The organism is Haliea salexigens DSM 19537, from assembly GCF_000423125.1.
GTDB lineage: Bacteria > Pseudomonadota > Gammaproteobacteria > Pseudomonadales > Halieaceae > Haliea > Haliea salexigens.
The window spans coordinates 1-1745 of the sequence record NZ_AUHJ01000066.1; the positions used below are offsets into that span (position 1 = coordinate 1).

3 protein-coding genes are annotated in these 1745 nt (G+C 61.0%); all 3 read left to right on the forward strand.

Going from position 1 to position 1745, the window contains the following annotated elements; all coding sequences use genetic code 11:
* Positions 1–90 precede the first annotated feature (90 nt).
* On the forward strand, positions 91–465 hold the full coding sequence (gene tnpA, locus G533_RS23080) for an IS66 family insertion sequence element accessory protein TnpA (protein WP_035529333.1): 375 nt from the start codon (positions 91–93) through the stop codon (positions 463–465).
* Entirely contained in the window at positions 462–821 is a 360-nt protein-coding gene (gene tnpB, locus G533_RS0119280) for an IS66 family insertion sequence element accessory protein TnpB (RefSeq protein WP_144079969.1), read from the forward strand. The genes tnpA and tnpB overlap by 4 nt, the downstream gene beginning before the upstream one ends.
* Before the next feature lie 44 nt (positions 822–865).
* Positions 866–1745, forward strand: an 880-nt coding sequence (tnpC, locus tag G533_RS23085; protein ID WP_035529336.1) for an IS66 family transposase, incomplete at its 3' end; no start/stop codon positions are given.

A 1745-nucleotide genomic window follows, 5' to 3' on the forward strand; every position in this document is an offset into this window, starting at 1 on the left:
GTAAACGCTTAGCGAACCACACCCTGCCAGCGCCGCCCTGAACTGTGCAAGCTGCACCCTCCGAATCATCAGCCCCGGAGGGCCTGCCCCATGTCAGAGGTTTCTCAATTATCCGTCAGCAGCGACGCCGCTGCACACGACACCCAGACCGAACTCACCGAACGCCAGCAGTTCTGGCTCGAGCATCTGCGCGCTTGTGCCAAAGCCAATCAAACCACGAAAGATTACGCGCAGGCTCATGGCCTCAGTGTAAAAGCCATGTACAGCGCCCGCAAAGATCTCGCGCAGCGGGGTGCCCCAAAGACCCCGATCACCGCACCATTTGCCCGGGTGCAGGTGGCGCCATTGCCGCCAACAGCGCAATGGAGCGTGCAACTGCCCAACGGCACGACCGTCAATTTCAGTGGCGCGGTCGATGGCAAGGCGCTGCAGACGATCCTACACGCCGCGGCGTCACTGTCATGATGCGTCCCAGCAACCAAAATCTTGAGGTCTACCTGCACCGTAACCCGATTGACTTCCGCAAAGGCATTAACGGGCTTGCGGTACTGGTCGAGCAGGCGCTGGAACTCAACCCGTTCTCGGAGCAGCTGTTCGTGTTCTGCAACCGCCGCCGTGACCGTATCAAGATACTCTACTGGGAGACCAACGGCTTCTGCCTGTGGCAGAAGCGCTTGGAACAGGACCGTTTCCACTGGCCGCGCACGCGTCAGGAGCCTGTGGTCACGCTCAGCATCCAGCAGCTGAACTGGTTGCTGGATGGCTACGATATCACCCAGCTGAAGCCGCACGCCAAGCGCACCTTCAGTACGGTTTTATAGCTGTTTTTATAGGGTATTCCGTGCATTAGCGGTATAATGCGCGCATGCCGGAAACCCCTACAAAACTGCCCTCGACGGTCGCCGCGTTGCAGGCCCTGGTGGCGCAACAGATGGCGGAAAAAGCCGAGCAGCAGGCACGGTTGGCTGAGCTGGAAGACGAGAACAAACGCCAGTCAGCCAGGATTTTTACTCTGCAGGAACAACTCAACCTGGCGCTAGCGCGTCGCTATGCCGCCAGTAGCGAAAAGCTCTCACCCGACCAGATCAGGCTGTTCAACGAAGCCGAGGTCGATGCACAGGCGGCGCCTGTTGAGGACGATACCGAGGACACCATCGACGTCCCGGCGCATGCCCGCAAAAAGCGTGGCCGCAAGCCGCTGCCCGAAACGCTGCCCCGGACTGAGGTGGTCTATGAGCTGGCCGGGGACGATCTGAACTGCCCCCATGACGGCCAGGCGCTGAAGGTCATTGGCGAGGTCACCTCGGAGCAGCTGGACATCGTGCCCGCAACCATCCGGGTAATCCGCCACGTCCGCCGGCAATACGCCTGCGACTGCGGCCAGTGCATCCGTACCGCAGCCTTGCCGGCACAGCCCATTCCGAAGAGCATGGCCTCCCCGGGCCTCTTGGCTCACATTACCGTCTCCAAGTACCAGGATGCTTTGCCTCTCTACCGTCAGGAGACCATCCTGCAGCGCATCGGCGTCAACATCCCCCGCGCCACGCTGGCGAACTGGATGATCCGGGCGGGTCAGTTGGTACAGCCCCTGATCAACCTGTTGCGGGACCAGCTTCTGGCCCATGATCTGATCCAGATGGACGAGACCACGGTGCAGGTACTCAAGGAATCGGGCAAGGCTGCCCAGTCCAAATCGTATCTGTGGTTGCAGCGCGGCGGGCCACCGGGTCAGCCGGTGGTGTTGT